This window comes from Bacillus sp. LLTC93 (assembly GCF_002993125.1).
GTDB classification, from domain to species: domain Bacteria; phylum Bacillota; class Bacilli; order Bacillales; family Bacillaceae; genus Bacillus; species Bacillus zhangzhouensis.
The window spans coordinates 100,930-107,323 of sequence record NZ_PVME01000007.1 but is presented as its reverse complement, the minus strand read 5'-3'; the positions used below and the strand labels follow the sequence as shown (position 1 = coordinate 107,323).

The window sequence follows — 6,394 nt, the reverse complement described above, 5'->3', positions numbered from 1 at the left end:
CTGTGGCTCCCGTATCTCCTGTGGCTCCCGTTGGACCTATAGCTCCTGTGGCTCCCGTATCTCCTGTTGGACCCGTTGGACCTATAGCTCCTGTGGCTCCCGTATCTCCTGTGGCTCCCGTTGGACCTATAGCTCCTGTGGCTCCCGTATCTCCTGTTGGACCCGTTGGACCTATAGCTCCTGTGGCTCCCGTATCTCCTGTGGCTCCCGTTGGACCAGTCGCTCCTGCGGCTCCTGCAGCCCCCGTTGCTCCCGTTGGACCGGTCACTCCTGCACCCGTGCCTGTGGCTCCTGTTGCACCGGTCGCTCCTGTGGCTCCTCGAACCCCTCGTAATCCCCGTAATCCTCGTCGTCCTACAATTACTTTTGTTTCACAAATGATGCAGCAGTTTGATTTTGATAGTTTCTGTTTACATTTAGGGCACTTTTTATACTTATCACAACCCATCCTTTGTTCATCTCCTTTATCATTATAGATATGTTACAGCTATAAATAAGTGCAGATAAATTAAATAGCCAAAGAATAAAGATAAGTGTAAAACAAACATAATTTTTCATACTCGCCTTTTGGTTGTGAAAACTTGATTGAATTTTGCGCTAAATTTGTATATTTTTTCATGATAACTAGCAAGTCTCAAGAAACTGTTCAAATCCATATTATCTATCATAAAAAAATCCCCTAGAATTCTAGAGGATTTTTGTTCCATGTTTCTCTCAAGTATGATCTTTTATTTTTCCATCAAATCACTAATCAATTGCTCTGTTGTCATGACAGTAGCAAATTCATCATGCAATGTAGCGAGTGAGAGACGATGAATTGTGCCCGGGTCATAGTATGTATCGTTTTGATCTGTTAGTCCAAAGGCAGCGGTTGCGTCTGAGATGAGATACGTGTTAAAGCCTAGATTCCCGCTCATTCTTGTTGTCGTTGACACGCAGTGAGGTGTTGTCAAACCTGTGATCACGACAGTGTCAATACGGTTCGATCTTAAATGTTCCTCTAAATTGGTGCCAATAAAGCTGCTATTTACTTTCTTTTTTATCACAGTTTCTTCATCTAGCGGCTTTACCATGTCTTTGAACTGATGACCTTCGTGCGTAGGATGAAATAAGGAATGTGGCTGATCAGATGTATGCTGGATATGAATCACTGTCCAGCCTTTCTCTCTCCAAAACGTCAATAAACGACTGATATTCTTCTCTGCATCAAGGTTATTTCGTTCTCCCCATTTTTCATGCTCGAACGCCTTCTGGACATCCACAATGATTAAAGCCTTTTGATTCTTCTGCACAAACGCCCACCTCCGAAAATTCTTATCCACTACATGTAGTGTAAGGAATGGTGATCCATTTGTACATGCTTTTATTTCTCTTCATGATGTTTTGCTTGTTTTTGCATCAACAAGACAAACCATACACTAGCAAAAATGTAATAGATACCGATGATCGAGGTACAGTTAGACATCACCTCTCCCATTTGAACTGATTTGACGATATTCATCCAGATGAAATAGATGATGAGAAATGAGCACGGAAAATAGAGAAAATAGCCTAAGAAATATAGCTTGAGCTTTTGCGTCATCGTCTGCCTCCTTTTGCTTTCACGTTCCTCCCTCCCTCTCTCATGATCTATTCGTCACACACTCTCTAATAACATGAAAAAAGACAGCACATGTCGCTGTCTTTTTTCATTTTTCCTTTAATTCGTATTCTGTCCTCCGCCGTTTAGCCCTTCTTTAATATAGCCATTGACTTGGCTTGAGGCTAATAGACCGATATGTCCAACTCCGTGGATGAGGACATTTCTTGCGCCTATTAAGCGAGAGAGACTGTTGACGACGATGAGATCGGCTGAGCTATAGACAGATGTGTAAAGAATTTTTTGATTTGGATCGGTGCCTGGTAATGCTCTGAGTGAAACGAGTCCATTCGCACCACCTAGTGTGACGACGTTTTCAATTTTATCTCCGCCGTCTAGATTTTTAATATAGTATAACGTATTGGCTCCGCCCATACTATGCGCCACAATATCTACTTTTTTGGCGCCCGTTTTGGCTAGTACATCTTTGACGTATCTAGATAGACGCGGTCCATTATTGAGGTTATTGCCTGTTTTGTCTATGAAATCAATTGCATATAATTGGTTTCGATCCCAGCCTTGTGACACCAAGTATCTTTTGATCGCCGCGAAGTTATAAGAGGCACCTCCCATGCCATGTACCATCACGACCGGATTATGCTCAGCCGCCTTGACCTCTTTCGGCTGGATAAAAGCCATTGATCCGACCACTAATGCAAACGCAACGAGAATTTGCAAACTCCTTTTCTTAAAAAGAATCACTTTCATTCCCCCTTATTCATCTTATACGACTCTATTTTATACAAGAAAAATATGTCAGAAAAGTGAACAAGGTAATATTTATCAAATGATTTTACAGCAATATAAATAATCAAAAAGCACCTTGGCCTTTTTTAAATCAAACCAAATAGACTACGAGACCTTCTTTCTTTCATATATAATATGAATAGACAAAAGGAGGTACTACTAGATGCTTTTTACGCAAACACCTGCACCACCCTACTATGCGGTGATTTTTACATCAAAACGAACAAATTGTGAGCAGAAAGAATACGCTGCTACTGCTCAAAAAATGGAACAATTAGCGAAAGACCTAGACGGGTTTCTTGGAATAGAAAGTGTACGAGATGAACATGGTATTGGGATCACTGTATCTTATTGGGATTCATTAGCAGCAATCAAAGAATGGAAAGAACATACAGCACATCAGCGTGTTCAAAAAAAGTGGAAAGCAGATTGGTACGAATCCTATACAACCCGAATTTGTAAGGTAGAACATGCTTATACAAACGAAGATTCACTCCTTGAACAAGAAGCAAACGGTTGAGAGAATACGGCCCTGTAACATGGTGAGTCTCTTTTTTAAAAAGATGCTTGCTCTGATGAATAGCATTAAAAAAGAAAAGCACCCCTATGTGTACTAACATTTGAGGTGCACTTCAATGATACTTGCTATTTCAATCAGGTTTATTGATATGTCACAAGGAAGTATTTCTTTTTCCCTCTTCTTAAAACCGTAAATTGGTTTTCAATTCGGTCTTCAGCTGAAAGGATATAATCTTTATCGGTTTGTCTCTCTCCGTTGATGTAGACTGCACCATTTGTAATATCTTCACGTGCTTGACGCTTTGATGGAGACAGCTTTGATTCAACTAGTATATCGACTAGTGTTAATTCTTCTGTGCTGCTTTTCTCAATTGATGGAACATCCTTAAAGCCTACTTTGACTTCTTCGGCTGAAAGTGATTTGATCTCGCCCTTGAATAGCGCATTTGATATGTTCACAGCCTGTTCTAGTGATTCACGGCCATGTACAAGTGTTGTGACTTCCTCTGCTAGACGGCGCTGTGCTTCACGCTTTTCAGGTGCTGTTTGTACTTTTTCTTCATACGATGCGATCTCTTCTTTTGATAAGAACGTAAAGTATTTTAAGTATTTCACGACGTCACGGTCATCTGTGTTGATCCAGAATTGGTAGAATTCATATGGGGACGTTTTTTCTTTATCTAACCAGATTGCGCCGCCTTCTGTTTTACCGAACTTTGTGCCATCTGCTTTTGTGACAAGCGGCATCGTGAGACCGAATGCTTTTGCCCCTTCTGCTTCAGACTTACGGATCAACTCAAGTCCAGACGTGATATTTCCCCACTGATCGCTTCCGCCGATTTGCAGCTTACAGTTTTCATTTCTGTAAAGGTTTAAGAAGTCTAAAGATTGCAGAATGACGTAGCTGAATTCTGTGTACGAAATCCCTGTTTCGATACGTGAGCTGACGATATCTTTTGCCAGCATGAAGTTCACACCGAAGTTCTTTCCAATATCACGAAGGAACGTGATGACATTCATTTGGCTGATCCAGTCGTAGTTATTCACGATGACGGCTGGGTTCTCGCCTGCTTCAAAATCAAGAAATTGAGAGAGCTGTCCTTTGATTTTCTCTGACCACTGTTCCACGATTTCTGCTGGGTTTAGTGAACGTTCTGCCTTTTTGAAGCTTGGGTCTCCGATTAGTCCAGTCGCGCCGCCAACAAGTGCAATTGGGTGATGGCCTGCTTCTTGGAACCTGCGTAATGTTAAAATCGGCAATAAATGACCAATGTGCAAGCTGTCAGCTGTTGGATCGAAGCCGGAGTATAGTTTGATTTTTTCTTCTGCTAATAATTTTGTTAAACCTTCTTCATCTGTTTGCTGCTGAATTAATCCTCTGAACGATAAATCTTCCATCAATTGACTCATATCCAAATCTCCTTTTTTTACAATTCAACATAAAAAACGCCCCTTCGAATGAACGAAGGGACGATATATATCGCGGTACCACCCTGCTTAAAAGACAAAATATCACGTCTTTTCACTTACACTGATAACGGACAGATCCGTTCTTTCACTAATCAGGCAGCCTTCATGCTCCTTTTCGTAAAAGCGGTTCGTGAGGGTAATTCGAATATCTCTTTGTACTGACTCGCACCAACCGTCAGCTCTCTTGGACAGGGAAAGATCATTCTACTGAATCTCAGTCAAAACCTTTTCATATTCAACTAATGTCATTTTTAACATACTTTTGATATCAAGTCAACTGACGAAAAAAATTAATCTTCCATCGTCGAAAGGTCGCCAGCCGGTAAATTCAGCTCCCACGCCTTTAGCACACGTCTCATAATTTTTCCACTTCGCGTTTTTGGCAGCTTGTCTTTAAACTCAATTTCTCTTGGTGCCGCGTGTGCAGCAAGTCCTTTTTTCACAAACGTACGAATCTCTTCTTTCAGCTCATCCGTCGGCTCGTATCCGCTCCTGAGAGCAATGAATGCTTTAATAATTTCACCACGTACCGGATCTGGCTTTCCAATAACACCAGCCTCTGCAATAGCCGGATGTTCTACCAGTTTACTTTCCACCTCAAATGGACCGACCCGCTCTCCTGACGTCATGATGACATCATCGACACGTCCCTGGAACCAAAAGTATCCGTCTTCGTCCATATATGCTGAATCTCCTGAAACATACCAATCTCCCGGCATAAAGTAAGATTCATATTTTTCAGGATTGTTCCAGATCGTATACATCATGGACGGCCAGCCCTTTTTGATTGCAAGGTTGCCCATCCGGTATGGCGGAAGTTCATTTCCCGCATTATCCACAATCGCGGCTTCTACGCCTGGAATTGGTTTCCCCATCGAGCCTGGTTTGATGTCCATGCATGGATAATTACAAATCAGCTGTGCACCAGTTTCCGTCATCCACCAAGTGTCGTGAATTCGTTTGCCAAATACAGCGTCTCCCCAGCGGATCACTTCAGGATTGAGAGGCTCTCCTACACTTAAGACATGTCGAAGCGAGCTGAGGTCATATTTTTGAATGAGGTCGTCGCCTGCCCCCATCAGCATTCTGAAGGCTGTGGGTGCACTGTACCAAACGGACACACCAAGTGATTCAATGGTTTCATACCACGTATCAGGATTAAACCGGCCTCCTAAAATGACATTCGTCGCCCCATTTAACCACGGTGAAAAAATACCGTACACTGTCCCTGTTACCCATCCTGGATCAGCTGTGCACCAGTAGACGTCTTCTTCTTTCAGGTCAAGCACCCATTTACCGGTCTGATCTTGCTGCACCATCGCTCCATGGACGTGCAGCACACCTTTTGGCGTACCAGTTGACCCTGACGTGTAATGGAGCAGGAAACCGTCTTTTTCATCCATCCATTCAATGTCAAGTTCCTTTGCTGCCTCCTCAAATGCCTCTTTGTAGTGAATTGTCCGCACGTCATCGATGTCTTCCTTTTCTCCACCGACAATGACGACTGATTCAAGCTTTGGAAGCTCTGCAAATGGAATGCGCTCAAGCAGGTCAGGCGTCGTCACAATGACTTTTGCCTCACTATTTTCTAAACGATCTTTGACGGCACCTTCCATAAATGCCTCAAATAACGGGCCAACGATCGCACCAATTTTGACAGCACCAAGCAAAAGAAAATAGAGCTCAGGTGATCTTGGCATAAAGATAAAGACACGATCCCCTTTTTGCACATGCGCCTTTTCTCTGAATAGATTTCCCGCTTTGTTTGTGTTGATTTTCATATCCCTGAACGTATACTTTTCATCCCGCTGTGAATCTTTGTAATGAAGCGCCACCTTGTTCTTACGAAACGAGTCCGCATGTCTGTCAATTGCTTCATAGGCTGCATTTATTTTTCCTGTTTCATACCAGGAGAAGTTTTTTCTCGCTTCCTCCCATGAAAATTCTTTGTATGCCTGCTCATAATCATTTAAATGATAGTCCCCTTTTACTGATGGTAGCGTTTCCACTTTCATCAAA

General features: G+C 42.5%; 6 protein-coding genes, 1 pseudogene and 1 other annotated feature. Of the genes and pseudogenes, 1 reads left to right on the top strand and 6 read right to left on the bottom strand.

Going from position 1 to position 6,394, the window contains the following annotated elements:
• The 4 genes and pseudogenes from C6W18_RS17295 to C6W18_RS17280 all read right to left on the bottom strand — a co-directional run.
• Window positions 1-448 (bottom strand): annotated as a pseudogene (locus tag C6W18_RS17295) (collagen-like protein); the annotation flags it as partial.
• 280 nt (window positions 449-728) lie between these two features.
• Window positions 729-1,292, bottom strand: a complete 564-nt coding sequence (locus C6W18_RS17290) for a cysteine hydrolase family protein (RefSeq protein ID WP_105928364.1) — start codon at window positions 1,290-1,292, stop codon at window positions 729-731.
• Window positions 1,293-1,363: 71 nt separating this feature from the next.
• Window positions 1,364-1,582: a hypothetical protein gene (locus C6W18_RS17285; protein ID WP_105928363.1), complete on the bottom strand. Its 219-nt coding sequence runs from the start codon at window positions 1,580-1,582 to the stop codon at window positions 1,364-1,366.
• 117 nt (window positions 1,583-1,699) lie between these two features.
• On the bottom strand, window positions 1,700-2,278 hold the full coding sequence (locus C6W18_RS17280; RefSeq protein WP_373465712.1) for an esterase/lipase family protein: 579 nt from the start codon (window positions 2,276-2,278) through the stop codon (window positions 1,700-1,702).
• 271 nt (window positions 2,279-2,549) lie between these two features.
• Here C6W18_RS17280 and C6W18_RS17275 point away from each other — a divergent pair, with 271 nt between their 5' ends.
• A complete protein-coding gene (locus tag C6W18_RS17275) occupies window positions 2,550-2,906 on the top strand; it encodes an antibiotic biosynthesis monooxygenase family protein (protein WP_105928361.1) in 357 nt (118 codons plus the stop codon).
• 140 nt (window positions 2,907-3,046) lie between these two features.
• Here C6W18_RS17275 and tyrS read toward each other — a convergent pair whose 3' ends face one another.
• Both tyrS and acsA read right to left on the bottom strand, forming a co-directional pair.
• Window positions 3,047-4,315, bottom strand: a complete 1,269-nt coding sequence (tyrS, locus tag C6W18_RS17270) for a tyrosine--tRNA ligase (protein WP_105928360.1) — start codon at window positions 4,313-4,315, stop codon at window positions 3,047-3,049.
• 53 nt (window positions 4,316-4,368) lie between these two features.
• Window positions 4,369-4,606: a binding site (T-box leader), on the bottom strand.
• Between the two features lie 59 nt (window positions 4,607-4,665).
• Entirely contained in the window at window positions 4,666-6,390 is a 1,725-nt protein-coding gene (acsA, locus tag C6W18_RS17265; RefSeq protein WP_105928359.1) for an acetate--CoA ligase, read from the bottom strand.
• Between the last annotated feature and the right edge of the window lie 4 nt (window positions 6,391-6,394).

Excerpts from the sequence above, each read along its gene's own strand:
- C6W18_RS17285 (WP_105928363.1), bottom strand. The coding sequence starts at position 1,582 with ATGACGCAAAAGCTCAAGCTATATTTCTTAGGCTATTTTCTCTATTTT.
- C6W18_RS17280 (WP_373465712.1), bottom strand. The coding sequence starts at position 2,278 with ATGGCTTTTATCCAGCCGAAAGAGGTCAAGGCGGCTGAGCATAATCCG.
- C6W18_RS17275 (WP_105928361.1), top strand. The coding sequence starts at position 2,550 with ATGCTTTTTACGCAAACACCTGCACCACCCTACTATGCGGTGATTTTT.
- tyrS (WP_105928360.1), bottom strand. The coding sequence starts at position 4,315 with ATGAGTCAATTGATGGAAGATTTATCGTTCAGAGGATTAATTCAGCAG.
- acsA (WP_105928359.1), bottom strand. The coding sequence starts at position 6,390 with ATGAAAGTGGAAACGCTACCATCAGTAAAAGGGGACTATCATTTAAAT.